Source organism: Actinomadura graeca (genome assembly GCF_019175365.1).
Taxonomy (GTDB): Bacteria; Actinomycetota; Actinomycetes; order Streptosporangiales; family Streptosporangiaceae; genus Spirillospora; species Spirillospora graeca.
In genome coordinates this window covers 638,802-663,469 of the sequence record NZ_CP059572.1, presented here as the reverse complement: position 1 = coordinate 663,469, position 24,668 = coordinate 638,802, and the positions used below count along the sequence as shown (strand labels likewise).

Below are 24,668 nucleotides of genomic sequence, written 5' to 3'. Positions count from 1 at the left end.
GTCGCGCCGGGCGATCGGGGATCATGGGCGCATGACTGACGAGGTGACGCCCGGGGCCGGTCCCGGGATCGGGCGCCGCGCGGCGCTGTGCTGCGCCGGGACCGCCGGCGTGATGCTGCTCGCCGGCTGCGGCGGCGACGACGGGGAACCGAAGGACCTGTCGGGCAAGGAGGTCGCGAAGACCGCCGACATCCCGGTCGGCGGGGGGAAGGTCTACCCCGACACCAAGGTCGTCGTGACGCAGCCGTCCCAGGGTTCGTTCAAGGCGTTCACCGCCGTCTGCCCGCACCAGGGCTGCACGGTCGGCACGGTGTCCGGCGGGCTGATCAAATGCCCCTGCCACGGCAGCGAGTTCGCGATCGCGGACGGCGCCGTCCGGCACGGCCCGGCCGAGAGCGGGCTCAAGGAGTACCCGGTGCGCACCGAGGGCGGCGGCATCGTGATCCTCTGAGAGTGATCATCGGATCGGTACGGATTTGAACCTTCGCGGTCGCGCGTACGTGCTTCCCGGTGACACATCGCGACCAGAGCGCGCCGGAGGGCGGAGAAGCATGGCACAGGATTCCGGGACGAAGGCGAACACGGAGCGGGCGGCGGACGGCGCGCCGGCGGGCGGCCCGGCGGGCAACACCCGCCGCGGGATGCTCATCGGCGTCGGGCTCGCGGGCGTCGCCGGGCTCGCGGCGGCGTGCGGCGGGTCGGACGACCCGTCCGGCGGCTCGGAGGGCGACGCCGGAAGCGGCGGCCAGGCCCCCTCCCAGGGCGGGTCCGGCGGCGCCGGGGCGGGCGGCACGGCGCTGGCCGCCGCCGCCGACATCCCGGTCGGCGGCGGCAAGATCTTCGAAGCCGAGAAGGTCGTGGTGTGCCAGCCGGCACAGGGCGAGTTCAAGGCGTTCTCCACGACCTGCCCGCACCGGGGCTGCGCCGTCGGGTCGGTGTCCGGCGGCACGATCAACTGCCCCTGCCACGGCAGCAAGTTCAAGATCACCGATGGTTCGGTGGCGAACCCGCCGGCGAAGGAGCCGCTGAAGGAGCGGAACGTCACCGTGCAGGGCGGCAAGATCATGCTCGCCTGAGCGACGTCGCGCGCGCCGGGCCGCCCCGCCGCGGGGCGGCGCCGTCGCCGTCCGCCCCGATGTCCCCGCCGCGCTCCGGCGGATCGTCCGGGGCGTCGTCCGGGGAGCCGCCCGGGCCGGTACGGAAGCGGGGGAGGGCCCCCGGGTAGACGGAGCGGATATGGGCGATCAGATGCTCGCGCACGTCGCAGCGCAGGTCCCAGGCGCTGGCCGAGTCCGCGGCGCTCATCATGGCGCGCACCTTCACCAGCCCGTTCGGCAGGACCTCGACGGCCTGCAGCACCCATTCGCGGCGGTCCCACAGCGGATGGTCTCGGAGCATCCCGTACAGCTCGGTCCGCAGCTCCTCGATCGGGACGGCCCAGTCCACGTGCAGGTCGACCGAGCCGAGGACGCGGCTGCTGTGCCGGGTCCAGTTCTCGAACGGCTGCTCGGTGAAGTAGGACACCGGGAGGATGAGCCGCCGCTCGTCCCACAGGCACACCACCACGTACGACAGCGTCAGCTCCTCGACCCGCCCCCACTGGCCCTGGACGACCACGACGTCGTCCAGCCGCAGGGCGTCGCTGAAGGCCAGCTGCAGCCCGGCGAGCAGGTTCCCCAGCGTCGGGCGGGCCGCGATCCCGACGACCAGGCCCGCGACGCCGGCGGAGGCCAGCACCCCCGCGCCGACCGCCCGCACGCCGGGGAAGGTGAACAGCGCCGCGCCCACGGCCAGCAACACGATCGCCATGGCGGCGATACGGCGCAGCAGCATCATCTGCGTGCGCGCGCGCCGGGCCCGCCGGTTGCGCTCGCCCTCGATGCGCATGAGCCGCGCCAGCGGCGGGTCGGTGAGCGCGTAGGTGATCCGCAGCACCAGCCACGTGGTGGCGCCGATCGCGGCGATCCGCAGCGCCTGCCGGACGGGGCCGTCCGCGCCGTCCGGCAGCAGCCGGTACGGCATCGCGGTCCCGGCGCTGACCACCGCCGCGAACGCGAACGCCGGCGCGGTGCAGCGCCGGGCCACCCGGCCGGCCCCCGGCCAGCGCGACGACATGCGGCGGCCCGCCAGCAGCCGCCGTCCTCCCTCCACGACGATCACCGACGTGGCGACGACGGCCGCCAGGGTGATCCATGCCCACAACGCGGACACGCTGCCCACTACCTCCTCCGGACGCGCGGATACTCCCGTCCGAACATCCCTTTCCGATCTCTTTGCCGTCATCCGGGCGGCCGGGGGAGACCTGCGTCACCCGGCGGGCGGGACGGCGCTCCGCGCGCGTCCGGGGTGTCGGTGGGGCGCACTAGGCTTTCACCGTGGCAGATCCGGCGACCTACCGACCCGCCCCGGGCTCCATTCCGGAGTCGCCCGGGGTGTACCGATTCCGTGACGAGCACGGCCGGGTCATCTACGTGGGGAAGGCCAAGAGCCTGCGCTCACGGCTCAACTCCTACTTCGCCGACTACTCCTCGCTGCATCCGCGCACCCAGACGATGGTGCAGACCGCGGCGCGGGTCGACTGGACGGTCGTCGGCACCGAGGTCGAGGCGCTCCAGCTGGAGTACTCCTGGATCAAGGAGTTCGATCCGCGGTTCAACGTCCGTTACCGCGACGACAAGTCGTATCCGTATCTCGCCGTCACCCTCAACGAGGAGTTCCCGAGGGTGATGGTGATGCGAGGCGCGAAGAAGCGGGGCGTGCGCTACTTCGGGCCGTACTCCCACGCGTGGGCGATCCGGGAGACGGTCGACCAGCTGCTGCGCGTGTTCCCCGTCCGGACGTGCAGCGCCGGGGTGTTCAAGCGGCAGCACCAGCTCGACCGGCCCTGCCTGCTCGGCTACATCGGCAAGTGCTCGGCGCCGTGCGTCGGCCGCGTCTCGCCGGACGAGCACCGGCTCCTCGCCGAGGACTTCTGCGACTTCATGGCGGGCAACACCACCCGCTTCATCAAACGGCTCGAACGCGACATGCGCGAGGCGGCCGCGTCGCAGGAGTACGAGCGCGCCGCCCGGCTCCGCGACGACGTCCGCGCGCTGGAGCGCGCGCTGGAGAAGCAGGCGGTCGTCCTCGCCGACTCCACCGACTGCGACATGATCGCCTTCGCCGAGGACGAGCTGGAGGCGGCCGTCCAGGTCTTCTACGTGCGCGGCGGGCGGATCCGCGGCCAGCGCGGCTGGGTCGTCGACAAGGTCGAGGACGTCACCACCGCCGACCTCGTCGAGCACTTCCTGATCCAGATCTACAGCGAGAGCGACTCGGTGCCCCGCGAGGTGCTGGTCCCGGCGCTGCCGCCGGAGGCCGAGGCCATGACCGAGCTGCTCGGCGAGCAGCGCGGCGGGCCGGTCCGGCTGCGCGTCCCGCGGCGCGGCGACAAGAGGACCCTGCTGGAGACGGTCGCGCGCAACGCGCACGAGGCCCTCAAGCAGCACAAGTCGCGCCGCGCCAGCGACCTGACCACCCGGAGCCGCGCGCTCCAGGAGATCCAGGACGCACTGGAGCTCGACGACGCGCCGCTGCGCATCGAGTGCTACGACGTCTCCAACCTGCAGGGCACCAACGTGGTCGCGTCCATGGTCGTGTTCGAGGACGGCCTGGCCCGCAAGAGCGAGTACCGCCGGTTCACGATCAAGGCGGTGGAGGGGCAGGACGACGTCCGCTCCATCCACGAGGTGATCACCCGCAGGTTCCGGCGCTACCTCGCCGAGAGCGAGAAGCTGGGCGAGCTGGACGCGTTCGGCGACCCGGCCGGGGACACCGCGGGGGAGCCCGGCGGGGGGCCCGGCGACGCGTCGTCCCCGCGGGGCGAGACCGGCGAGGGCGCGCACCAGCCGATCGATCCCGAGACCGGCAGGCCCCGCAAGTTCGCCTACCCGCCGAACCTGGTGATCGTCGACGGCGGCCCGCCGCAGGTGGCGGCGGCGCGGCGGGCGCTGGAGGAGCTGGGTGTCGACGACATCGCCGTCTGCGGCATCGCCAAGCGGCTGGAGGAGATCTGGCTGCCCGGCGAGCGCGATCCGGTGATCCTGCCGCGCAACAGCGAGGGCATGTTCCTCGTCCAGCGGGTCCGCGACGAGGCGCACCGGTTCGCGATCACCTTCCACCGGCAGCGGCGGTCGAAGTCGATGACGGTGAGCGAACTCGATAACGTTCCGGGTCTGGGCCCGGCGCGGCGCGCGGCGCTGCTGAAACACTTCGGATCGCTGAAGCGGCTGAAGGAGGCCACGCCCGAGCAGGTCGCCGAGGTCCCCGGGATCGGGCTGCGCAGCGCGGAGGGCATCGTCGCCGCGCTGAACGGCCCGCCCGGACCGGCCCGGACGGGCGGCGGGGAGCACAGGGGGGGACGCGAATGAGCGGCGAGACGAAGATCCCGGACATCGTGATCGTCACCGGCATGTCCGGTGCGGGGCGCAGCACGGCGGCCAAGTCGCTGGAGGACCTCGACTGGTACGTCGTCGACAACCTCCCGCCGGGGCTGCTGGCCACGATGGCCGACCTCGGCGGCCGGGTGAAGGACGCGGTGCCCCGCATCGCGGTCGTCGTGGACGTGCGCAGCCGCGCCTTCACCGACGACCTGCACTCCTCGATCGCCGAGCTGGAGGCCCGCGGCGTCCACCCGCGCGTGGTGTTCCTGGAGGCGAGCGACGCCGACCTGGTGCGCCGGTTCGAGAGCGTCCGCCGGCCGCACCCGCTGCAGGACGACGGGCGCCTCGTCGACGGCATCGCCCGCGAGCGCGAGCTGGTGCGCGAGGTCCGCGCCGAGGCCGACCTGGTGATCGACACCAGCGGGCTGAACGTGCACGAGCTGCGCAACAAGATCATCGGGTTCTTCGGCAACGACACCGGGGAGTCCAGCCTGCGGGCCACCGTGGTCTCGTTCGGCTACAAGTACGGCCTGCCCGTCGACGCCGACCTTGTCGTCGACTGCCGTTTCCTGCCGAACCCGCACTGGGTGCCGGAACTGCGCCCGAAGACCGGCCGCGATACCGCCGTCCGCGACTACGTGCTCGGCCAGCGGGGCGCCAAGGAGTTCCTCGACGCCTACTCCGAGGTGCTGCGGCTGCTGGCGGACGGCTACGAGCGCGAGGGCAAGCACTACGTGACACTGGCCGTGGGCTGTACCGGGGGCAAACACCGTAGTGTGGCCATGGCGGAACAGATCGCCGCCCGGCTGCGGGACGAGGGCATCGAGGTGCAGGTCGCCCATCGTGACCTCGGCCGTGAGTGAGATCCGTGGCTGAGACCCGGCCCGGGTCCCGGACGAGGAGAGAAGCGGCACGGTGAAGCCCCTCGGCCCCAAGGTCGTCGCGCTCGGCGGGGGCCACGGCCTGTACGCCTCGCTGTCGGCGCTCCGTCGCGTCACCGACCGGCTGACCGCGGTCGTCACGGTCGCCGACGACGGAGGTTCCAGCGGCCGGCTGCGCCGCGAGCTCGGAGTGCTGCCGCCCGGGGACCTGCGGATGGCGCTGGCCGCGCTGTGCGGGGACGACGAGTGGGGGCAGACCTGGCGGGACGTCGTGCAGCACCGGTTCCGCAGCGAGGGCGACCTGCGCGGCCACGCCGTCGGGAACCTGCTGATCGTCGCGTTGTGGGAGCTGTTCGGCGGCGGGGAGCCCGGCGGCTCGCCGTCCGGCTCGACCGTCGCGGGGCTGGACTGGGTGGGCCGGCTGCTCGGCGCGCACGGCCGGGTGCTGCCGATGGCGGCCGTCCCGATGGACATCGTCGCCGAGGTGCGGGGCGCCGACCCGGCGTGCCCGGACGAGATCACCCACGTCAAGGGGCAGGTGGCCTGCGCGCGGACGCCCGGGACCGTCCTCGGCGTGTCGCTGGTCCCCGCCGACCCGCCCGCCTGCCCGGAGACGATCGCCGCCGTCGAGGACGCCGACTGGATCGTGTTCGGCCCGGGATCGTGGTTCACCAGCGTCCTGCCGCACCTGAAGGTGCCCGCGCTCGCCCGCGCGCTCACTTCGGCCCGCGCCCGCCGCGTCGTCGCGCTGAACCTCGCGCCGCAGCCCGGCGAGACCGACGACTTCTCCCCGCAGACCCATCTGGAGGTCCTCCAGGCCCACGCGCCCGGCCTCGGCGTCGACGTCGTCATCGCCGACTCCGGCGTGGTCGACGACCCGGGCGCCCTCGACAAGGCCGTCCAGGAACTCGGCGGGCGACTCGTGCTCGCCGAGGTCGCCGCCGACGACGGCTCACCGCGTCATGATCCCGCCCGCCTGGCCCAAGCCTTCGTACAGATATTCAGTGAGTGACGTCCGGCCGGGCCGTCATCGGCGAGACTGCTGGAAGTCCGATAGGGGGAGGGTTCATCTATGGCGATGACCGGTGTGGTCAAAGACGAGCTGAGCAGGCTCACGGTGCTGAAGCCGTGCTGCCGCAAGGCCGAGGTCTCGACGCTGCTGCGTTTCGCGGGGGGTCTGCACCTGGTCAGCGGGCGCATCGTGATCGAGGCCGAGATCGACACCGGGGTGGCGGCGCGACGGCTCATCAAGGACATCGCGGAGGTGTTCGGGCACACCTCGGAGGTGGTGGTGCTCGCGCCGAGCGGGCTGCGCAAGGGCAACCGCTACGTCGTCCGGGTGTTCCGCGACGGTGAGTCCCTCGCGCGGCAGACCGGGCTCATCGACAACAACGGCCGTCCCGTCCGCGGGCTTCCCCGGCACGTGGTCGCGGGGGCGGCCTGCGACGCCGAGTCGGCCTGGCGCGGGGCGTTCCTCGCGCACGGCTCGCTCACCGAGCCGGGCCGGTCGATGTCGCTGGAGGTGACGTGCCCGGGGCCGGAGGCGGCGCTCGCGCTGGTCGGCGCGGCCCGCCGGCTGAAGATCCACGCCAAGGCGCGGGAGGTCCGCGGCGTCGACCGGGTCGTGGTCCGCGACGGCGACGCGATCAGCGCGCTGCTCACCCGGCTCGGCGCGCACGACAGCGTGCTGGCCTGGGAGGAGCGGCGGATGCGCCGCGAGGTCCGGGCGACCGCGAACCGGCTCGCCAACTTCGACGACGCGAACCTGCGCCGCTCGGCGCGCGCGGCGGTCGCGGCGGGCGCGCGGGTCGCCCGCGCGCTGGAGATCCTCGGCGACGACGCGCCCGAGCACCTGGTGAACGCGGGCCGGCTCCGGCTGGAGCACAAGCAGGCGTCGCTGGAGGAGCTCGGCCAGCTCGCCGACCCGCCGCTCACCAAGGACGCCATCGCCGGCCGGATCCGGCGGCTGCTCGCCATGGCCGACAAGCGGGCCGGTGACCAGGGCATCCCCGGCACCGAGGCGAACCTGACCGCCGACATGCTGGCCCCCTGAGCCGCCCCTCCGCTGACGCCCTCGCCGCCTACGAACCCCCCGATCCGGAGCAGATCCCGGCGGACGTGACGAGGGTCATCGACTCGTCCGTGCCGTGACCCCAAGGCCGGAGTTGTGCGTGAACGCTTGGCGGCGGTACGGAACGCGCGTCCCAGGCGGGGTGCCGTGCGCGGGACGGACGGCACCCGGCCCGTGCGCCGGCGTCCTCGCACGTGGCCGATGTCGGGCTACCCACCGGTCATTGGATAGGGTCGGGAGCAGGGGGAGACCCCGGTCCGACGCAGGAGGACGGCCCGGTCACACCGGGCGCGACGACGTATGAGGAGAGCCGTTCCGTGACCATCCGAGTAGGCATCAACGGGTTCGGCCGGATCGGCCGCAACTTCTACCGCGCCGTGAAGGCGAGCGGGGCCGACATCGAGATCGTGGCGGTCAACGACCTGACCGACAACGCCACCCTCGCCCAGCTGCTCAAGTACGACAGCATCCTCGGCCGCTTCCCCGAGGAGGTGCGCGCCACCGCCGACGAGATCGTCGTCGGCGGCACGGCCATCAAGGCGTTCGAGGAGCGCGACCCCGCCAACCTCAAGTGGGGCGACGTCGGCGCCGACATCGTCGTGGAGTCCACCGGGTTCTTCACCGACGCCACCAAGGCCAAGGTGCACGCCGACAACGGCGCCAAGAAGGTGATCATCTCCGCGCCGGCGAAGAACGAGGATCTCACCGTCGTCCTCGGCGTCAACGAGGACCGCTACGACCCGGCCGCGCACACGGTGATCTCCAACGCGTCCTGCACCACCAACTGCCTGGCGCCGCTGGCCAAGGTGCTGCACGACAGCTTCGTCATCGAGAAGGGCCTGATGACGACGATCCACGCCTACACCCAGGACCAGAACCTCCAGGACGCCCCGCACAAGGACCTGCGCCGCGCCCGGGCCGCCGCGCTCAACGTCGTGCCGACCTCCACCGGCGCCGCCAAGGCCATCGGCCTGGTGCTGCCCGAGCTGAACGGCAAGCTCGACGGCTACGCGCTGCGCGTCCCGGTGCCGACCGGCTCGGCGACCGACCTCACCGCGACCCTGTCCCGCGCGGTCACGGCCGACGAGGTGAACGCCGCGTTCAAGGCCGCCGCCGAGGGGCCGCTGAAGGGCTACCTGACCTACACCGAGGACCCGATCGTCTCCAGCGACATCGTCACCGACCCGGCGTCCTGCATCTACGACTCCGGGCTGACCAAGGTGATCGGCGACCAGGTGAAGGTCGTCGGCTGGTACGACAACGAGTGGGGCTACTCCAACCGCCTCGTCGACCTCGTCAAGCTCGTCGGCTCGCAGCTCTGACCCGCTGACCGCGCCGTGGCCACGCCTCCGGGCGGCCACGGCGCGGCCGTATCCGGAAGGACAACGCATCCCGATGCGCACCATTGACGATCTGGACGTCGCCGGCAGGCGGGTGCTCGTCAGATCGGACCTGAACGTCCCGCTGGAGGACGGCCGGATCACCGACGACGGGCGGATCAGGGCCGCCCTGCCGACGATCGAGGCGCTGCGGGCGCGCGGCGCCAAGGTCGTCGTCTGCGCCCACCTCGGCCGTCCCAAGGGCCAGGTCAGGCCCGAGTTGTCGCTCGCCCCCGTCGCCGGGCGGCTCGGGTCGCTGCTGGGCGCGGACGTCGCGCTCGCGGGCGACGTCGCCGGCGACTCCGCCCGCGCCACCGTGGACGGCCTCGCCGGCGGTGACGTCGCGCTGCTGGAGAACCTGCGCTTCGAGCCGGGCGAGACCAGCAAGGACGACGCCGAGCGCGGCGCGTTCGCGGCCCGGCTCGCCGACCTCGCCGACCTCTACGTCGGCGACGGGTTCGGCGCCGTGCACCGCAGGCACGCCAGCGTCTTCGACGTCCCGGCGCTGCTCCCGCACGCCGCGGGCGGTCTGGTCGTCGCCGAGGTCGAGGTGCTGCGCAGGCTCACCGAGCGGGTCGAGCGGCCCTACGCCGTCGTGCTCGGCGGCTCCAAGGTGTCCGACAAGCTCGGCGTCATCGACAGCCTGCTCGGCAAGGCCGACCGCATCCTCGTCGGCGGCGGCATGGTGTTCACCTTCCTCAAGGCCCAGGGCCACGAGGTCGGCAAGAGCCTGCTCGAACCGGACCAGCTCGGCACCGTCCGCGAGTACCTGCGCCGCGCAGAGGAGACCGGCGTGGAGTTCGTCCTCCCCGTCGACATCGTCGCCGCGGCCGCCTTCGCCGCCGACGCCGAGCACGAGGCCGTGCCCGCCGCCGCGATCCCCGCCGACCGGATCGGCCTGGACATCGGCCCCGAGTCCGGCAAGCTGTTCGCCTCCCGCCTCGCCGGCACCCGGACGGTCTTCTGGAACGGCCCCATGGGCGTGTTCGAGATGGAGCCCTACGCGCACGGCACCCGCGCCGTCGCCCAGGGCCTCATCGACTCGGGCGCGTTCACCGTCGTCGGCGGCGGCGACTCCGCCGCGGCCGTCCGGCGGCTCGGCTTCGACGAGAGCTCCTTCTCCCACATCTCGACCGGCGGCGGCGCCAGCCTCGAATACCTCGAAGGCGCGACGCTCCCCGGCCTGCAGGCCCTGGAGGACTGACCGATGGCCCCCGTCACCCCGTCCCGCAAGCCGCTCATGGCCGGGAACTGGAAGATGAACAACAACCACCTGGACGCGATCCTGCTCGTCCAGAAGATGGCGTTCGCCCTCAAGGAGGCCGACTACGACGCCGTCGACGTGGTCGTGCTGCCGCCGTTCACCGCCCTCCGCTCCGTCCAGACGGTGATCGAGGCCGACCGCTACGCGATCCAGTACGGCGCGCAGGACGTCTCGCAGCACGCCTCGGGCGCCTACACCGGCGAGGTCGCCGCGTCGATGCTGGCCAAGCTCGGCTGCTCCTACGCCGTCGTCGGGCACTCCGAGCGCCGCCAGTACCACGCCGAGGACGACGCGCTCGTCAACGCCAAGGCCCGCGCCGCGCTCGCCGCCGACATCACCCCGATCCTGTGCGTGGGGGAGGGGCTCGACGTCCGCAAGGCCGGCGGGCAGGTCCCGCACGTGCTCGGCCAGGTCGACGGCGGGCTGGACAAGCTCACCGCCGAGCAGGTCCGCCGCACCGTGATCGCCTACGAGCCGGTCTGGGCGATCGGGACGGGCGAGGTCGCCACGCCGAAGGACGCCCAGGAGGTCTGTGGCGCCATCCGGACGCGAATCGCCGAGCTCTACGACGGCGGAGTGGCCGACCAGGCGCGTATCCTGTACGGCGGCTCGGTCAAGGGGAACAACATCGCCGGGATCATGGCGCAGTCCGATGTGGACGGCGCCTTGGTCGGTGGTGCCAGCCTCGACCCGGGTGAGTTCGTCAAGATCTGCCGGTACCGTGATCTTCCCGTCTGATCACAAACTGATCAATTCTGCGTGACATGGGAGTTCCTGCCGTACCAGGAGAGACTTCGACGTACCCTTCGTAGCTGACGGGTAAACCCGCCCGGCTCGACCCTCCGTCCTTGAACGACAGACAAGCCCCGCCCCGCGCGGGTCTGGCCAGAGAAGGCGCTGAAGAACTGTGATCATCGCAACCTCTATCGTGCTCATCGTCACGAGTCTGCTGATGGTGACCTTCGTCCTGATGCACAAGGGCAAGGGCGGCGGCCTGTCCGACATGTTCGGGGGCGGCATCTCGTCGTCGCTGGGCGGATCGTCGGTGGTGGAGCGCAACCTCGACCGGCTGACCGTCGGCACCGGTGTCATCTGGTTCGCCTCGATCATCGTTCTCGGGCTGCTGTTCAAGCACAAGGGCGTCGGCTGAGCCCCCTGTTCCATATGTACGAGCGCCGCGCCGCCCTCGGAGGTCACGGGCGGCATGGGCAAAATGAGCGAGGAGTAGTCCGTGGGTAGTGGCAACGCGATTCGGGGCAGCCGTGTCGGGGCCGGTCCGATGGGAGAGGCGGAGCGCGGCGACGCCGCCCCCCGCGTCTGGGTGACCTTCTACTGCGCCAACCGGCACGAGACCCGTCCCAGCTTCGCGACCGACGTCGCGGTCCCCGAGACGTGGGACTGCCCCCGCTGCGGGTTCCCCGCGGGCCAGGACTCGGAGAACCCGCCGGCGCCGCCGAAGACCGAGCCTTACAAGACGCACCTGGCGTATGTGAAGGAGCGCCGCAGCGACGAGGACGGCGAGGCCATCCTCGAAGAAGCGCTGGCCAAGCTCCGCCAGAAGCGCGCCGCCGTGAAGAAGGCCCTGGAGGCCGCGGGCCGCAGCTGACCGGCTCCGCACTCCACGCGCATGGCCCCCGCCGGGGGCCATGCGCTTGTCGTGTCAGGGGCCGTGCGCCGTGTCCCTCCCGGCGCGGACGCGGGCGTCCGGCGGGCCCGGATCGCTATGATGAGGCGAACGCGACTGGCGCAGTCAAGGTGGAGACAACCACCGGGAAGCGAAACCGAGTCCGCACACCGCGCGCCTGGGTGTACGGGTCCCCAATGCCGGGGCGCCCGAGGCGAGCCCGGCGCGAACAGCGCGGAGGCAGTCATGCACGACCCGGCCGTTCCCCACCTGAGGGACCAGGACCCCGAGATCGCCGGACTGGTCGAGGCGGAGGCCCGCAGGCAGTTCGAGAAGATCAGGCTCATCGCCTCGGAGAACTACGTCTCGCCCGCCGTGCTGGAGGCCACCGGCACGGTCCTGACCAACAAGTACTCCGAGGGCTACGCGGGCAAGCGCTACTACGAGGGCCAGCAGAACATCGACCCGATCGAGCTGCTGGCGGTCGAGCGCGCCAAGGGCCTGTTCGGCGCCGAGCACGCCAACGTCCAGCCGTACTCCGGCTCGCCCGCCAACCTCGCGGTGTACCTGGCGTTCCTGGAGCCGGGCGACCCGGTGATGGGGCTGTCGCTGCCGATGGGCGGCCACCTCACGCACGGCTGGTCGGTGTCGGTCACCGGCAAGTGGTTCCGGCCCGTGCGGTACGACGTGCGTCCCGACACCGGGCGGGTCGACATGGACCAGGTCCGCGACCTCGCGCTCAAGGAGCGGCCGAAGGTCATCTGGTGCGGCGGCACCGCCGTCCCGCGCACGATCGACTTCCCGGCCTTCGCCGAGATCGCCCGGGAGGCCGGGGCGGTGCTGGCCGCCGACGTCGCGCACATCGCCGGCCTGATCGCGGGCGGCGCCCACCCCTCCCCGGTGGGCCACGCCGAGGTGATCACCACCACGACGCACAAGACGCTGCGCGGCCCGCGCGGCGCGATGATCCTGTCGACGACGGAGCACGCCAAGGCGATCGACAAGGCGGTCTTCCCCGGCCTGCAGGGCGGCCCGCACGACCACACCACCGCCGCCATCGCGGTCGCGCTGAAGGAGGCCGCCCGGCCGGAGTTCGCGGGCTACGCGCGGCAGATCGTCGCCAACGCCGCGGCCCTGGCGGCGGAGCTGCTGGACCGCGGCTACGACCTGGTCTCCGGCGGCACCGACAACCACCTCATCCTCATCGACCTCACGAACAAGGGCGTCGCGGGCAAGCCCGCCGCGCAGGCCCTCGACCGGGCCGGGATCGAGCTGAACTACAACGCCGTCCCGTTCGACCCGCGCAAGCCGTTCGACCCGTCCGGGCTGAGGCTCGGCACCGCCGCGATCACCACCCGCGGGCTGGCCGAGGAGCACATGCCGCGCGTCGCCGCGTGGATCGACGAGGTCGTCCTGGCCACCGCCAAGCAGGACGACACGGTCGTGGAGCGGGTCGCCGGGGAGGTCCGCGAGATGCTCGCGGCCTACCCGATCCCCGGCTGGGCGCCCGCGCCCTGATCAGCCGGGGCGCAGGACGGTGATCATGCGCCACGCGTCGGGGTCGGTGAGCGGCACGGCGTCCGCCCCGGCCCCGAAGTCGCCGTACCGGCCCGCGACGGCGAGCCCGCCGGCGAGGCGGATCGCCGCGTCCAGCTCGGTGGCCGTCCAGAATCGGTAGGGGACGACGTCGTGGATCACCCTGCCGTCGTCGATCGCGACCGTGACGTGGTCGTCGGCGATCTGGGTGACCGGGTCGAGCCGGTCGGCGGGCTCGCCCCACCGGACGGTCGCCCGGACGCCGCCGCGCTCGACCGTCCAGCCGGTGCTCACGCTCGGGTCGTCGCCGAGCCGGTCGCGCGGGTGCGACATCTCCACGACGTAGAGCCCGCCGGGGGACAGGTGCGCAGCGACCCGCCGCAGGTGCGCGACGAACGCGTCCAGGGTCATCAGGTGGGACGTGGAGTCGAGCATGGTCACCACGAGGTCGAAGCGGCGCCCCAGGTCGAACAGGGTCATGTCGTCCTGGACGACCTCCAGTGCGACACCGGCGCGCGCGGCCTCGGCGGCGGCGTAGGCGCACATCGCCGGGTTCAGGTCGAGGGCGGTCGCGGCGAGGCCGCGGCGGGCGAGCTCGCGGGCGTGCTCGGCCGGCCCGGCGGCCAGTTCCAGCACCGTCCGGGCGGGGCCCGCGCCCTCGGGACGGTGCTCGGCGCACCAGCCGAGCAGGACGCCGGCCTCGGCGGGCACGTCGCGGAACGAGCACGCCAGCTCGTACGCCCAGGGATCGTCATAGATGCCGGTCACCGGGACATCCTCCCAGCGCCGCCCGGGTGTCACGCCACCGCTACGTCATCGTGCGCACGGGGTTTCACATTCCGGACGGGGGTTGAGGCGGCCGCTCCGACGGCCTAGCGTGCGGTAAGTGATCGACCCCGCGAACGGTGAACATGTCAATGACCGACACGCCGGAGTCCGACGGAAACGCGAACCATTCGCGATCCGTCTCCCCCTGCTGTTCCCCGGTTCGCTGGGCGACGAGCAGCGCGCCGTCTACGAGGCGGTGACCGGCGGTCCCCGTGCCGACGCGGCCCGGGCCTCCGGGCCCGACGACGCCCCGCCGCACCCGCCGTTCCGTTCCGTCGACGACGCGGGGCGCCTTCTCGGCCCCTTCAACGCGATGCTCTACAGCCCCGCCGTCGGCCTGCCGCTCCAGGACCTCGGGGCGGCGCTGCGGTTCCGCACCTCGTTCACCGGGCGGGAACGGGAGATCGCGACGCTGGTCGTCGCCGCGTACCTGCGCTCGGACTTCGAGTGGTACGCGCACGAGCGGGTCGGCCGCGGCGCCGGCCTGGAGGAGGACGAGCTGCGCGCGCTGCGCGAGGGCCGCGCGCCGATGTTCGCCGACGTCCGCGAGCGGGTGGTGTACGAGGCGGTGCGGCAGCTGGTGGCCGACCGTGACCTCGGCGACGCGGTGTTCACCGAGGCGGTCGCGACGCTCGGCAGGTCGGCCGTCGTCGAGCTGGTCACGCTCGTCGGGTATTACTCGACGCTGGCGCTGCAGCTCCGCGTGTTCCGGGTGGGCGTGCCCGACGGCGAGCCCGCGCCGGACTGGCCACCGGAGGAGGACCATGAGTGAGGTGCTGCGGACCGGGCGGCTCGCGCTGCACCCGGTGAGCATGGGCGACCATCGCGCCCTGCTGGCGCACTGGACGGGCCCGCTCGTCCGGCGCCACCTGTTCGACGACAAGGTGATCTCGCCCGTCCAGGTCACCGAGATCATCGCGGCCAGCCAGCGCGACTTCGCGATCGAGGGCTACGGGCTGTGGGGGCTGCGGCCGGGCCCGCGGGGCGGCGCCGACCCGCGCGGCGGCCCGCTGGTCGGGGTGGCCGGGCTCCGCCGCCACGACGGCCCGGTGCACAGCGCCGTGGACGTCGAGATCCTCTACAGCCTGGAGCCGGACCGGTGGGGCCAGGGCCTGGCCGTCGAGGCGTCCCGCGCGGTGCTCGGGTACGCGTTCGAGGTGGTCGGGCTGCACCGCATCACCGCCGAGATCGACACCGGCAACACCACGTCGGCGGCCGTCGCCGAGCAGCTCGGCATGCGGCCGTGGCGGGCCGGCCCCGACGGGCCGGACGGGGCCTCCTACGTCGCCGCCGACCGCACCCACTGGCTCGGATCCCGGCGCGGCATCGACGCCGTCCCCTAGGGCGGAATGTCGGCGGCGCCTGCGATGATCCGGGCATGGTCAACACGACGTACCGGAGCCTGGCGGGCCGGCTGGCGGCGCTCGGCATGGCGTCCGAGGACGAGGCAGCGGCGGCGCTGGCGGCCCTCGGCGAGCCGCCCCCCGACCCCGACGACGAGCCCGAGGAGGCCGACGTCCTGGACGTCCTCGACGAGTGCGGCCTGCTCGTGTGGGTCCCCGCCGGCGACGTCGGGAACCTGGAGGAGGGCTACCGGGAGGTCCTGGAGAGCGCGGCGGAGTGCGGCGCCGTGCCGGTCTCCGGCGTCGAGCTGGTCGAGGACGAGGACGGCGAGGAGAGCCTGCACTTCCTGCGCGACGGCGAGCCGGTGTGGTGGGCCGTCGAGCACGAGGCCGGGGACCGGCTCGACCTGCTCACCGTGATGGAGTGCATCGACGATCTGGAACCCCGCGGCGGCGACCCGCGGATGTTCTACGCCCTGCCGGGGGAGGAGCAGGACGAGGACGACGTGTACGTCCTGGCGACGCCGGAGCAGGCGCGGGCGCTGCACGACGACTTCGGCCTCGACCTGGAGGGCCTCGACCGGGTGAAGCCGCCGAGCGCCGGGCCGCCCGACGCCGAGCCGGGCACGCTCGACTGGTACATGCAGAGCGACCGCGGCCGCATGACGGGTTCCGCCCGCGACTTCCTCGACGGCTGGACCTCCGGCATGGACGCCGAGCTCGCGCGGTGGCGGTCGGAGTACCTCCCGGAGGGCTTCCCCTTCGACTTCTCGCCCGCCTCCCTGGACGAGCTGGAGCCGATCGTCCTGGAGCGCCTGTCCGGCTGGGACTCCGTCATCGCCTCCGGCGGCGACCCGTTCGTGTCCGGCGCCGTCCGCTACCTCGGGGAGTCGATGCTGCGGGAGGTCCCGAGCCGCTGGGGCTACCAGGACCTCGGCCTGTCCGACGCCTACGACCGCATCCCGATGATCCGCTCGAACACGCCGCAGGGCTTCACGCAGACGGTCGTCCCGCTGCACCGCCTCGCCGCGCTGGCCAAGGAGCGCGAGCGCGGGATGCTGGCGGAGTCGTCGCGTTTCCTCCAGGACGCCGTCGACGCGCACCGCAAGGCCGTGGCCGCCCGCCGCGCCTGACCACGGACCGCACCGCCGCGTCCGCACGGCCGCACGTCACCCTGCGATGAGGTTCTGGCCCGTGGTCGGCCGACCCTAGGGACGATTCGCTTCGCCGCCCGCCGAAGTGCCGCCCGCGCGGTCCACGATGCCGGTGAGCAGCGAGACGAGCCGCTCCCGGTCGCCGGGGGCGAGCCAGCCGAACAGCCGCTCGCCCACCACGGCGGCCGCCTCCGCCGACGCGCGCGCGAGCCGCCGTCCCTCGGCCGTGAGCCGGATCGCGTAGGCGCGGCGGTCGTGGGAGGCGCGGTTGCGGACGGCGAGGCCCAGCCGCTCCAGCTCGTCCATGATCCGGACGACGGCGGACTTGTCGAGGCCGAGCAGGGCGCCGAGCCGCCGCTGGCTGGTGGGGCCCTGCCGGTCGAGCGTGGCGAGCACGCCGTAGTGCCGCGTCTCGATCCCGAGGGGCCGGAGCTCGGCGTTCAGCGCCGCCCGGGCGGCGTCGTGCGCGGTGGCGAGCAGGAGGCCGAGGGCGGGGCCGTCGGCCTGCGGGTCGCCGAGGGCCGTCGGCGTGCGCCCGGAAGTGTCGGTGTCCACGTCCCCGAGTTTAGGCGCGGTCAATATAGTCTCGGCCGAGACATTCTCGTATACTCCCTATCGGGCGGCGTCGACGAGAACGCTGGGAGAACCGATGCACTCCGAAGGAAGGGACCGGCCGTCCGGTGCGGGGACGTCCGGGCCGAGCAGGCGTGGCCTGATGCGGACGGCCGCGCTGGGCGCCGCGGTCGGCATGGCGGGCGCCGCCGGGCTCGGCGCCGCCAAGACGGCCGCCGCCGGGAACGGGCCGCGCGGCGGCCGGATCGACGTCCACCACCACGTGCTCCCGCGCAAGATGCGCGACTGGGCCGTCGAGCACGGGCTGCTGGTCCCGGGCCACACTCCGCCCTGGGCCGACTGGGATCTTGAGCGGACGCTGGACCAGATGGATGCCAACGACACCGCGGTGGGCGTCGGCTCGGCGCCCGCGCCCTCCACGGGGTTCTGGGACCGCGGGCTCGCGATCGAGGGCGCCCGGGTGTTCAACGAGTCGATGGCCGACCTGGTCAGGGACCACCCCACCCGGTTCGGCTTCTTCGCCTACCTGCCGCTGCTGCACGTGGACGTGGCGCTCCAGGAGGCGGCCTACGCGCTGGACGAGCTGGGCGCCGACGGCGTCCTGATGATGGCCAACTCCGACGGGACCTACCTGGGCGACCCGAGGTTCGAGCCGCTGTTCGCCGAGCTGGACCGGCGGGCCGCCGTGGTGTTCACCCACCCGTCCGAGCTCGCGGGCGCGAAGCCGCTGCCCGGGATCGAGCCGTGGGTCGCGGACTTCATGCTCGACACCACGCGGACCGCGCTCAGCCTCATCTCGGCCGGGACCCTCGACCGCCACAAGAGGGTCTCGGTGATCCTGCCCCACGCCGGTGGGTTCCTCCCCTACATCGGCGGGCGCGTCGAGGCGGCCTCACGGAACGGCATGCGCTGGAGCGACGACGCGTTCCGGCGCGCCATGCGGCGCTTCTACTACGACACGGCGATGCCGCCGACCCCGTACGCGACGCCGAGCCTCCTCGCCGCCGCCGGGCACCGCCACCTGCTGTACGGCACGGACTGGCCGCAGTTCGCGGAGGACGAGGTGGGCCGGATGACCAGGTCGCTCGACCGCGACCCCCTCCTCGATCCCGGGGCCCAGGCCGACGTCGCCCGCGAGAACGCCCTGCGCCTGCTTCCGACCCTGGCGAGGCGGCTGAGGCGCTGACGCGGGGACCCGGGCCCGTCCTCGCCGTGGCCGGGCGCCCCCGCCGCGGCGCACAAACCGTGATCGCGGGGTTTGTCGGCCTCGCGCCTTGGCCCGGCGGGACGGCCCGGCGAGGATGGTCCACCATGAGCCTTCTGGAGACGCTGGCCGGCAAGGGACTGCGGCGCGAGCCGCCGACGCGGGAGGAGGCGCTGGCCCTGCTGGCGACCTCCGACGACGACCTGCTCGACGTCGTGGCGGCGGCGGGACGCGTGCGGCGGCACTGGTTCGGGCGGCGCGTCAAGCTGAACTACCTGGTGAATTTGAAGTCCGGGCTGTGCCCGGAGGACTGCTCCTACTGCTCGCAGCGGCTCGGCTCGAAGGCCGAGGTGCTGACCTACACGTGGCTGAAGCCCGAGGAGGCCGCGGACGCCGCCGTGGCCGGGGTGTCGGCGGGCGCCAAGCGGGTGTGCCTGGTCGCCAGCGGCCGGGGCCCCACCGACCGGGACGTGGACCGCGTCGCCGACACGATCGCCGCCATCAAGGACCGGCGGCCCGACGTCGAGATCTGCGCGTGCCTGGGCCTGCTGCGCGACGGCCAGGGCGAGCGGCTGCGCGACGCGGGCGCCCACGCCTACAACCACAACCTGAACACCTCCGAGGAGCGGTACGGCGGCATCTGCACCACGCACGGGTTCGACGACCGGGCCGACACCGTCCGCCGGTCGCGGGACGCGGGCCTGTCGGCGTGCTCGGGGCTGATCGCGGGCATGGGGGAGTCCGACGAGGACCTGGTGGACGTCGCGTTCGCGCTCCGCGGGCTGGGCGTCGACTCGGTCCCGGTCAACTTCCTGATCCCGTTCGAGGGCACCCCGCTCGCCGGGCAGTGGCGGCTGACGCCGCAGCGGTGCCTGCGCATCCTGGCGATGGTCCGGTTCGTCTGCCCGGACGTCGAGGTGCGGCTCGCCGGCGGCCGCGAGATCCATCTGCGCAGCCTGCAGCCGCTCGCCCTGCACGTCGTCAACTCCATCTTCCTCGGCGACTACCTGACCAGCGAGGGGCAGGCGGGCAAGGCCGACCTCGACATGATCGCCGACGCGGGCTTCGAGGTGGAGGCCGCGGACGTCCCCACCATGCCCGGTCCCGGCCCGGCGCCCGGCGGCGGGGACGGGGCCGTGCCCGTCCCCGAGGGGGAGCCGCCGGTCTCCCACGCCGGCCTGGTCGCGGTCCGCCGTCGCGGCGCCGGGACGGACCTGCCCCCGAACGCCTAGGCGGAGCGCGCCACGGGGGGCGCGCCGCGGAGGTGAAGGCGGGCAGCGTGAGGGCCTCGGGTGCGCGGGCTGCGGCCCGGGTGAACACCGGGTTCAGGTGCGCCCTTCCTCAGGCGCGGGGATCCAGGAGCCGTGGAAGCCCGTCGGGACGCCGCGCGGCAGGTCGACGGCGGCGACCGGCCCGGCGGGCAGGTCCGCGGCGTCCAGGACGAGGAGCCGCGACGCGGTGCCGTCGCGGGTGGTGGCGATGGCGACGAGCCAGCCGCCGTCCTCGTCGCGGGGGCCCCCGGCGGGGACGAAGACCGCCTCGCCGATCATCGTCGCGGGGCCGAGCGGGCACGAGACGGCCGTGCCCGCGGCGGTGTCGTACTTGACGATCGCGCATTCGTCGCGGCTGAGCGGCTCGGTGCCGGTGACGGCGTAGACGTGGCGGGCGGGACGGCCGGTCCGGTCGTCGTCGAGGGTCGGGTACTCCACGGCGCGGTCGTCCAGCGGCTCCTCGCGCGCGGTGCCACGGGCGGGGTCGAGGGTCCAGCGGTGGAGGCGGGCGCGGCCGACGGCGGGCGCGGACGGCGAGGGGGGCTCGACGGCCCGCGACAGCAGCTCCCACAGGGCCGCGAACTCGCCGGGGGAGTACCGGACGGCGTCCAGGACGATCCGGCCGGCGTCCTCGTGCGCGTTCGCGACGTGGAAGACGAAGCAGGGGTCGATCTCGAACCACTGGACGGGCGCGTCCGGGCGGTCGTGGCGCATGACGCCGAGGCGGGCGCCGTACGCGTCGTCCCAGCCGTAGGGCATGCCGCGCCCGGCGAGCGCGGGCTGGAAGGTCATCGGCAGGTCGAGCCACACGACGTAATGCTCGGTGATGGCGAAGTCGTGCGTCATCGTGCCCGCGGGGACGGCGACCTCGCGGCTGTGGACGAGGTCGCCGCGCGCGTCCAGCCGGTGGTAGGTGAGGAACGGCGGGCGCATCCCGTAGCCGAAGAAGTGCAGGTCGCCGGTGGCCGGGTCCTGCTTGGGATGCGCGGTCATGGCCGTGGTCAGGCGCCCGCCGAAGTCGCACGGGCCGACGGTCGCGAGGTCGGGGGTGACCTCCTGCGGCAGGCCCACCTCGACCAGCGCGAAGACGCGGCCGGCGTGGTGGACGACGTGCGTGTTGGCCGAGGGCGCGGTGAGGTCGATCGTCCCGTCGGGGCGGACGAGGGAGCGGCCCTCGAAGACGCCCGTGCGCACCCAGCGGTTGCGGTACCACTCGGCGCGCCCGCCGCGCAGGCGCACGCCGTGGAGCATGCCGGGCCCGGTCTGCATGTGCCCGCCGCTCATCCCCGGCAGGAGGTTGGGGCCGTTGCGGATGTACCGGCCGTCCAGTTCGGGCGGCAGCGCGCCGGTGACCGGCAGGTCGTGCGCGTCGATCTCGTCCGGCACGGACCTGAGGTGGCCCGGCAGGCCGTAGGCCGCGACGGTCTCGGCATCGATCACCGGAATCCCCGTTCGCCGGACGGCGCCCCGCGCGCCGCCGAGGGCACCAGGCTCCGTCCCCCGGCGGCGGTTTGTCATCCCGTTTTCCGCGCCCCGCCGGTTCCGCGCCCGGCGGTACCGTCAGTCGTAGGTGCGGACGAAGCGGGTCAGCAGGCGGGCGAACTCGTCCTGCTCCGCCTCGCTCCACCCGTCCATGGCCCGGGCGAAGTGGTCCTGGCGGGTGCGGCGGGTGGCGTCGACGACCGACCGCCCGGAGGCGGTGAGCTCCAGGTGGATGCGGCGGCCGTCCTCCTGCGACGCGACGCGGCGCACATAGCCGAGCTTGACGGCCTCGGCGACGACGCGGCTGCCGCGCGAGGCGTCGACGCCGAGGCGCGCGGCCACGAGGCCGACGCTCATCTCCCGGCCCTCGGGTCCGGGCCCCTCGTCGAGGACGTCGACCACGTGCAGCACCTGCACGTCCACCGGGAGGTTGTGCTCCCGGATCGCGGCCTTGGCGAGCCGCTGCCGCGCCATGCCCCGGCGCAGCTTGACCATGCTCCGCTCGACGGCGTCCACCGCGTCCTTGCCCATGGCCGCGAGTCTACCCCGTCCTGGTGCGCTGCTCATGTAAATGTGCTCGGCATTCACATGCTACAAGCAATCAATATACGAGGCGTGGCTCAGTCGACGGGGTCGGTGATCGCCGCGTCGTGGACCAGCAGCGCGATCTGCACCCGGTTGTTCAGCTCCAGCTTCGTCAGCAGCCGTGACACGTACGCCTTCACGGTCGCGACGCTGAGCGACAGCTCCCGGCCGATCTCGCCGTTGGTCCGGCCGCGCCCGACGAGGGCCGCGACCGACCGCTCGCCCTCGCTGAGGCGGCCGAGCAGCTCGCGGGCGCGGTCGCGGCGGGGGTCGACGCCGGCGTCGGCGACGTAGGACATCATCTTGCGCATCACCGCGGGCGACACCATCGGCTCGCCCGCCGCGACCTGCCGGATCGCCCGGACGATCTCCGGCGGCGGGGTGTGCTTGAGCAGGAACCCGCTCGCCCCGGCCCGCATCGCGCGCAGGATGTGCTCGTCGGTGTCGAACGTCGTGAGGATGATGATCTCGGGCGGCTCGCGGCGGGAGCGCAGCCGCTCGGTGGCGGCCAGGCCGTCCAGCCGCGGCATGCGGATGTCCATCAGCACGACGTCGGGCCGGTGGGCGTTCACCGCGGGCACGACCTCGGCGCCGTCGGCGACGTCCCCCACCACCTCCAGGTCCCCCGCGCCCGCCAGCATCATCGACAGCCCGGCGCGGACGAGCGCGTCGTCGTCGACGATGAGCACGCGGATGGGCGGTGAGTCCATCCCGTCACTCTACGGCCCCGGCGCGCGTCCGGTCCGGCCGATCACCCGCCGCGCAGGCGGCGCCCGCTGACCTCCGCCGCCGACAGCCGGAACCACGCCTCCCGCTCGTCGCCCGGCCACGGATCGACCCGCACCGCCGCGTCGCGTTCCTCGTCCGACAGGCGGTGGGCGCCGCCGCGCAGCAGCACGCTCCACCCCTGCCGGGTCGTCTCGTCGAGGTGGTCGACCTCGAACGCCGCCCGGACGTCACCGCCCATCACGGCCGTCCGCAGGCTGCGGTTCAGCCGTCCCGACACCGACGTCCGGAAGATCACCGATTCGCCGTCCACGGCGTAGTTGACCGGGACCACCGTGGGCCCCTCGCCGTCGTCGTAGGCCACCCGCCCGACGCCGCCCGGGGCGATCAGGCGCAGGCACTCCGCGCGTTCGAGCTCTTCCAGACGGGGCTTCCCGGACGACTCAGATGCCATGTCCCTCCCCATGCCCCCCACCGGCGCGGCCCATGCGCGATCGGCCGGGAGTGATCGGCGCGTGCGGGACCGGTCACGGGGGGAGGGGGAGCCGGACGCTCAGCCGGAACCGGCCCGAGCCGGACGCGGCGCCGGCCTCGGAGGGTGGCGTACATGGGGTCTGCACCAACCCGCCCGTGCGGCTGCCCCGACACCCGTCCGGGGAGATCGCCGCACTGTGCCGGAGGCCCCGGCCGCCTAGCGTCAGAGCACATGACGGACACAGGAACCAGGCGAAGAAGGGTCGCGCGGCGGGTGGCCGGGCTGCTCGTGGCGGGCGCCGTGATGGCGGGCACGGCGACCCTGCCCGTCCCGGCGCGGGCGGGGGCGGTGGCGTGGGAACCGCCCGGAGACGGGGGCCTTGCGCGTTTCTCCTCCCAGCACCTGCACTGGAAGGCGTGCACACTGGGCCCGGACGACAAGGTCGGCAGGGACCTGGACAAGGCGGGGGCGCGGTGCGCGGACGTGACCGTCCCGCTCGACTACGCCCGCCCCGGCGGGCGCACGATCAAGGTCGCGATCTCCCGGCTCCCGGCGTCGGACCGGGCGCACCGGATCGGCACGATGATCCTCAACGGCGGCGGCCCCGGCCCGGCCATCGACATGCCGCCGTACATACGCGACCTCATGGGCGACGCCGGCCGCCGCTACGACCTCGTCGGCATGGACCCGCGCGCGCTCGGGCGCAGCACCCCGATCGACTGCGGCTGGCCGAGCGGGACCTGGATCAGGTCGGCGGGGGAGGACCGGCGCGGGTTCGACCGGACCGTGGCGTTCGCCCGGGACCTGGCCGGACGGTGCGCGCGGACGAGCGGCGACATGCTGCCCCACATCAGCACCCGCAACATCGCCCGCGACATGGACATCGTCCGCGGCGTCCTCGGCGAGCGGAAGATCGCCTACAACGGCGCGTCCTACGGCACCTACCTCGGCGCCGTGTACGCGGCGATGTTCCCGGGGCGCCTGTCCCGCACCGTCCTCGACAGCTCCGTCGACCCGGCCCGCTGGGGCCCGCGGCTCCTCAAGGGCACCGAGGCCGCCAACGAGCGGGCGCTCGGCGACTGGGCGGCCTGGACGGCGGCGCGCGACGGCGAGTACGGCCTCGGCCGCACCCGCGCCGAGGTGCTCGCCACCGTGCGCGGCGTCGTGCGGGCGTCCGCGCGGGAGCCGCTGCGGGTGGGCCGCCACCGCGTGGACGACGGGATCGTCCCCGTCGTCCTGTTCATCGACCTCGGCACGGACGAGGACGCGGCGCGGGGCGCTCTGGCGGAAACCGTCCGGGTGTTCAGGAAGGCCGCCGCGGAGGGATCGGCAGAGCCGGCCAAGGCCCTGGACGAGGAGCTGACCTACCTGCTGACCGGCGCCGAGTCCCGCGACGGCAGCGGCCAGGTCGCGATCCTCTGCGGGGACGAGACACTGCCCCGCGACCCGGAGGTGTACTGGCGCGACATCCAGGCGCACCGGAAGGACAGCCCGTTCTTCAGCGCGCTCACCTACAACGTGAACCCCTGCGTGTTCTGGCCGGGTGAACCGCGCCAGGAGCCGGCGGAGGTCGGCGGCCGGCTGCCCGCGCTGATGGTCGCGGCGACCGGCGACACCCGCACCGACTACGCGAGCAACGTGGGCCTGCACCGGCTGCTGGAGGGCTCCCGCATGATCACGCTGGAGGCGAACGTCCACGCGCCGTACCAGCGCGGCTACCCGAACCAGTGCGTGAACGGCCGCGTCAACGGCTACCTCGCCACCGGCGTCCTGCCCGCGCGCGACCTCACCTGCGCCCCGGAGCACTGACCCGCGAGGGCCGGGCGGGGGGCGGCGTCCACGGGCGCCGCC

General features: G+C 73.5%; 25 protein-coding genes and 1 riboswitch. Of the genes, 18 read left to right on the top strand and 7 right to left on the bottom strand.

Going from position 1 to position 24,668, the window contains the following annotated elements:
* The first annotated feature begins 31 nt into the window (after window positions 1–31).
* Both AGRA3207_RS03265 and AGRA3207_RS03260 read left to right on the top strand, forming a co-directional pair.
* Entirely contained in the window at window positions 32–451 is a 420-nt protein-coding gene (locus AGRA3207_RS03265; RefSeq protein ID WP_231333068.1) for a Rieske (2Fe-2S) protein, read from the top strand.
* Between the two features lie 100 nt (window positions 452–551).
* Window positions 552–1,076 carry a Rieske (2Fe-2S) protein gene (locus AGRA3207_RS03260; protein WP_231333067.1) on the top strand — a complete coding sequence of 175 codons (525 nt, stop codon included), beginning with the start codon at window positions 552–554 and terminating at the stop codon, window positions 1,074–1,076.
* Here the strand turns inward: AGRA3207_RS03260 and AGRA3207_RS03255 are convergent.
* On the bottom strand, window positions 1,063–2,220 hold the full coding sequence (locus AGRA3207_RS03255) for a mechanosensitive ion channel family protein (protein WP_231333066.1): 1,158 nt from the start codon (window positions 2,218–2,220) through the stop codon (window positions 1,063–1,065). The two genes, AGRA3207_RS03260 and AGRA3207_RS03255, sit on opposite strands and share 14 nt — an antisense overlap.
* A 155-nt stretch (window positions 2,221–2,375) precedes the next feature.
* Here AGRA3207_RS03255 and uvrC point away from each other — a divergent pair, with 155 nt between their 5' ends.
* The 10 genes from uvrC (at window position 2,376) to AGRA3207_RS03205 (ending at window position 13,158) form a co-directional block, all read left to right on the top strand.
* Complete coding sequence (gene uvrC, locus AGRA3207_RS03250; RefSeq protein ID WP_231333065.1) at window positions 2,376–4,409, top strand: excinuclease ABC subunit UvrC; 2,034 nt, start codon at window positions 2,376–2,378, stop codon at window positions 4,407–4,409.
* Entirely contained in the window at window positions 4,406–5,284 is an 879-nt protein-coding gene (rapZ, locus tag AGRA3207_RS03245) for an RNase adapter RapZ (RefSeq protein ID WP_231333064.1), read from the top strand. The genes uvrC and rapZ overlap by 4 nt, the downstream gene beginning before the upstream one ends.
* A gap of 52 nt (window positions 5,285–5,336) precedes the next feature.
* On the top strand, window positions 5,337–6,314 hold the full coding sequence (locus tag AGRA3207_RS03240) for a gluconeogenesis factor YvcK family protein (RefSeq protein WP_231333063.1): 978 nt from the start codon (window positions 5,337–5,339) through the stop codon (window positions 6,312–6,314).
* Window positions 6,315–6,374: 60 nt separating this feature from the next.
* The gene (gene whiA, locus AGRA3207_RS03235; protein WP_021595674.1) at window positions 6,375–7,355 is read left to right on the top strand and encodes a DNA-binding protein WhiA; all 981 of its coding nucleotides are present in this window, start codon (window positions 6,375–6,377) and stop codon (window positions 7,353–7,355) included.
* A gap of 335 nt (window positions 7,356–7,690) precedes the next feature.
* Complete coding sequence (gap, locus tag AGRA3207_RS03230; protein ID WP_231333062.1) at window positions 7,691–8,695, top strand: type I glyceraldehyde-3-phosphate dehydrogenase; 1,005 nt, start codon at window positions 7,691–7,693, stop codon at window positions 8,693–8,695.
* A gap of 73 nt (window positions 8,696–8,768) precedes the next feature.
* Window positions 8,769–9,956, top strand: a complete 1,188-nt coding sequence (locus AGRA3207_RS03225) for a phosphoglycerate kinase (protein WP_231333061.1) — start codon at window positions 8,769–8,771, stop codon at window positions 9,954–9,956.
* A 3-nt stretch (window positions 9,957–9,959) separates the two neighbouring features.
* Entirely contained in the window at window positions 9,960–10,754 is a 795-nt protein-coding gene (tpiA, locus tag AGRA3207_RS03220; RefSeq protein ID WP_231333060.1) for a triose-phosphate isomerase, read from the top strand.
* Between the two features lie 169 nt (window positions 10,755–10,923).
* The gene (gene secG / locus AGRA3207_RS03215) at window positions 10,924–11,166 is read left to right on the top strand and encodes a preprotein translocase subunit SecG (RefSeq protein WP_231333059.1); all 243 of its coding nucleotides are present in this window, start codon (window positions 10,924–10,926) and stop codon (window positions 11,164–11,166) included.
* Between the two features lie 129 nt (window positions 11,167–11,295).
* Complete coding sequence (locus AGRA3207_RS03210) at window positions 11,296–11,622, top strand: RNA polymerase-binding protein RbpA (protein ID WP_273699997.1); 327 nt, start codon at window positions 11,296–11,298, stop codon at window positions 11,620–11,622.
* Window positions 11,623–11,743: 121 nt separating this feature from the next.
* Window positions 11,744–11,831: riboswitch (ZMP/ZTP riboswitch) on the top strand.
* A 55-nt stretch (window positions 11,832–11,886) separates the two neighbouring features.
* The gene (locus AGRA3207_RS03205; protein WP_231333057.1) at window positions 11,887–13,158 is read left to right on the top strand and encodes a serine hydroxymethyltransferase; all 1,272 of its coding nucleotides are present in this window, start codon (window positions 11,887–11,889) and stop codon (window positions 13,156–13,158) included.
* On the opposite strand, the gene AGRA3207_RS03200 is transcribed toward AGRA3207_RS03205, so the two are convergent.
* The gene (locus AGRA3207_RS03200) at window positions 13,159–13,944 is read right to left on the bottom strand and encodes a class I SAM-dependent methyltransferase (protein WP_231333056.1); all 786 of its coding nucleotides are present in this window, start codon (window positions 13,942–13,944) and stop codon (window positions 13,159–13,161) included.
* A gap of 118 nt (window positions 13,945–14,062) precedes the next feature.
* Between AGRA3207_RS03200 and AGRA3207_RS03195 the strand changes: the two genes are divergently transcribed.
* From AGRA3207_RS03195 to AGRA3207_RS03185, 3 genes are read left to right on the top strand one after another with little or no spacing between them, the layout of a single operon-like run.
* A complete protein-coding gene (locus AGRA3207_RS03195; protein WP_231333055.1) occupies window positions 14,063–14,776 on the top strand; it encodes a carboxymuconolactone decarboxylase family protein in 714 nt (237 codons plus the stop codon).
* Window positions 14,769–15,347 carry a GNAT family N-acetyltransferase gene (locus AGRA3207_RS03190; RefSeq protein ID WP_231333054.1) on the top strand — a complete coding sequence of 193 codons (579 nt, stop codon included), beginning with the start codon at window positions 14,769–14,771 and terminating at the stop codon, window positions 15,345–15,347. Before AGRA3207_RS03195 ends, AGRA3207_RS03190 begins: the two co-directional genes overlap by 8 nt.
* 35 nt (window positions 15,348–15,382) lie before the next feature.
* Window positions 15,383–16,480, top strand: coding sequence for a hypothetical protein (locus AGRA3207_RS03185; RefSeq protein WP_231333053.1), 1,098 nt, complete (start codon window positions 15,383–15,385; stop codon window positions 16,478–16,480).
* A 75-nt stretch (window positions 16,481–16,555) separates the two neighbouring features.
* On the opposite strand, the gene AGRA3207_RS03180 is transcribed toward AGRA3207_RS03185, so the two are convergent.
* Window positions 16,556–17,056, bottom strand: a complete 501-nt coding sequence (locus tag AGRA3207_RS03180) for a MarR family winged helix-turn-helix transcriptional regulator (RefSeq protein WP_231333052.1) — start codon at window positions 17,054–17,056, stop codon at window positions 16,556–16,558.
* Between the two features lie 94 nt (window positions 17,057–17,150).
* Between AGRA3207_RS03180 and AGRA3207_RS03175 the strand changes: the two genes are divergently transcribed.
* Window positions 17,151–18,260 carry an amidohydrolase family protein gene (locus AGRA3207_RS03175; protein ID WP_231333051.1) on the top strand — a complete coding sequence of 370 codons (1,110 nt, stop codon included), beginning with the start codon at window positions 17,151–17,153 and terminating at the stop codon, window positions 18,258–18,260.
* Between the two features lie 125 nt (window positions 18,261–18,385).
* Window positions 18,386–19,510 (top strand): biotin synthase BioB, encoded by a 1,125-nt coding sequence (bioB, locus tag AGRA3207_RS03170; RefSeq protein WP_231333050.1) that lies wholly within the window; start codon window positions 18,386–18,388, stop codon window positions 19,508–19,510.
* A gap of 93 nt (window positions 19,511–19,603) precedes the next feature.
* On the opposite strand, the gene AGRA3207_RS03165 is transcribed toward bioB, so the two are convergent.
* From AGRA3207_RS03165 to AGRA3207_RS03150, 4 genes are all read right to left on the bottom strand, one after another.
* Window positions 19,604–20,989, bottom strand: coding sequence for a carotenoid oxygenase family protein (locus AGRA3207_RS03165; protein WP_231333049.1), 1,386 nt, complete (start codon window positions 20,987–20,989; stop codon window positions 19,604–19,606).
* A gap of 120 nt (window positions 20,990–21,109) precedes the next feature.
* Window positions 21,110–21,562 carry a MarR family winged helix-turn-helix transcriptional regulator gene (locus AGRA3207_RS03160; RefSeq protein ID WP_231333048.1) on the bottom strand — a complete coding sequence of 151 codons (453 nt, stop codon included), beginning with the start codon at window positions 21,560–21,562 and terminating at the stop codon, window positions 21,110–21,112.
* A gap of 89 nt (window positions 21,563–21,651) precedes the next feature.
* Window positions 21,652–22,326: a response regulator transcription factor gene (locus AGRA3207_RS03155; protein WP_231333047.1), complete on the bottom strand. Its 675-nt coding sequence runs from the start codon at window positions 22,324–22,326 to the stop codon at window positions 21,652–21,654.
* A gap of 41 nt (window positions 22,327–22,367) precedes the next feature.
* Window positions 22,368–22,796 (bottom strand): pyridoxamine 5'-phosphate oxidase family protein, encoded by a 429-nt coding sequence (locus AGRA3207_RS03150; protein WP_231333046.1) that lies wholly within the window; start codon window positions 22,794–22,796, stop codon window positions 22,368–22,370.
* A gap of 252 nt (window positions 22,797–23,048) precedes the next feature.
* Between AGRA3207_RS03150 and AGRA3207_RS03145 the strand changes: the two genes are divergently transcribed.
* Window positions 23,049–24,626, top strand: a complete 1,578-nt coding sequence (locus AGRA3207_RS03145; protein ID WP_231333045.1) for an alpha/beta fold hydrolase — start codon at window positions 23,049–23,051, stop codon at window positions 24,624–24,626.
* Window positions 24,627–24,668 lie beyond the last annotated feature (42 nt).

What these genes read in the sequence shown, in the direction of transcription:
- AGRA3207_RS03265 (WP_231333068.1), top strand. Translation starts at nt 32, where the DNA reads ATGACTGACGAGGTGACGCCCGGGGCCGGTCCCGGGATCGGGCGCCGC.
- AGRA3207_RS03260 (WP_231333067.1), top strand. Translation starts at nt 552, where the DNA reads ATGGCACAGGATTCCGGGACGAAGGCGAACACGGAGCGGGCGGCGGAC.
- rapZ (WP_231333064.1), top strand. Translation starts at nt 4,406, where the DNA reads ATGAGCGGCGAGACGAAGATCCCGGACATCGTGATCGTCACCGGCATG.
- whiA (WP_021595674.1), top strand. Translation starts at nt 6,375, where the DNA reads ATGGCGATGACCGGTGTGGTCAAAGACGAGCTGAGCAGGCTCACGGTG.
- AGRA3207_RS03225 (WP_231333061.1), top strand. Translation starts at nt 8,769, where the DNA reads ATGCGCACCATTGACGATCTGGACGTCGCCGGCAGGCGGGTGCTCGTC.
- tpiA (WP_231333060.1), top strand. Translation starts at nt 9,960, where the DNA reads ATGGCCCCCGTCACCCCGTCCCGCAAGCCGCTCATGGCCGGGAACTGG.
- AGRA3207_RS03210 (WP_273699997.1), top strand. Translation starts at nt 11,296, where the DNA reads ATGGGAGAGGCGGAGCGCGGCGACGCCGCCCCCCGCGTCTGGGTGACC.
- AGRA3207_RS03205 (WP_231333057.1), top strand. Translation starts at nt 11,887, where the DNA reads ATGCACGACCCGGCCGTTCCCCACCTGAGGGACCAGGACCCCGAGATC.
- AGRA3207_RS03190 (WP_231333054.1), top strand. Translation starts at nt 14,769, where the DNA reads ATGAGTGAGGTGCTGCGGACCGGGCGGCTCGCGCTGCACCCGGTGAGC.
- AGRA3207_RS03185 (WP_231333053.1), top strand. Translation starts at nt 15,383, where the DNA reads ATGGTCAACACGACGTACCGGAGCCTGGCGGGCCGGCTGGCGGCGCTC.
- AGRA3207_RS03175 (WP_231333051.1), top strand. Translation starts at nt 17,151, where the DNA reads ATGCACTCCGAAGGAAGGGACCGGCCGTCCGGTGCGGGGACGTCCGGG.
- bioB (WP_231333050.1), top strand. Translation starts at nt 18,386, where the DNA reads ATGAGCCTTCTGGAGACGCTGGCCGGCAAGGGACTGCGGCGCGAGCCG.
- AGRA3207_RS03160 (WP_231333048.1), bottom strand. Translation starts at nt 21,562, where the DNA reads ATGGGCAAGGACGCGGTGGACGCCGTCGAGCGGAGCATGGTCAAGCTG.
- AGRA3207_RS03155 (WP_231333047.1), bottom strand. Translation starts at nt 22,326, where the DNA reads ATGGACTCACCGCCCATCCGCGTGCTCATCGTCGACGACGACGCGCTC.
- AGRA3207_RS03150 (WP_231333046.1), bottom strand. Translation starts at nt 22,796, where the DNA reads ATGGCATCTGAGTCGTCCGGGAAGCCCCGTCTGGAAGAGCTCGAACGC.
- AGRA3207_RS03145 (WP_231333045.1), top strand. Translation starts at nt 23,049, where the DNA reads ATGACGGACACAGGAACCAGGCGAAGAAGGGTCGCGCGGCGGGTGGCC.